The sequence below is a fragment of the Marinicella gelatinilytica genome, assembly GCF_026410405.1.
Classification (GTDB): Bacteria; Pseudomonadota; Gammaproteobacteria; order Xanthomonadales; family Marinicellaceae; genus Marinicella; species Marinicella gelatinilytica.
In genome coordinates, this window is the sequence record NZ_JAPMLN010000037.1 from 1 (window position 1) to 379 (window position 379).

Here is a 379-nt window from a genome sequence, read left to right on the forward strand (position 1 = left end):
GTAGATAATAATCACTCATCATGATTATCATCAGACTCATATTCCAAATTGTTAAATTACTCTGTATAAAGCATACTTGCCTTCAGACTTTCGCCTGAAAAATCCTTGTCAAACATTCACCATGTTTGAGAAAAATTCTTCGTAAAGCTTCCAGTGTAATTCTCTACTGAGCAAAGAAGCGGATTGCGAAGCCTATTGTGTTATAGGCAAGTAATTCGCTGACGCCGCACAGTGAAGAATTGGTGGGTCTGGCTGGAGTTGAACCAGCGACCTCACCCTTATCAGGGGTGCGCTCTAACCAACTGAGCTACAGACCCATTTACTTGGTCTTTTGCCTGTTTACTGCGTTGCGCTTGTCGTTCGGTTGGTCACATACAGT

General features: G+C 42.7%; 1 tRNA gene. It reads right to left on the bottom strand.

The annotated features are described in order from the left end of the window. Nucleotides 1-240: 240 nt before the first annotated feature. Nucleotides 241-317: transfer RNA gene (locus OS173_RS13240), tRNA-Ile, on the bottom strand. Nucleotides 318-379: the final 62 nt, after the last annotated feature.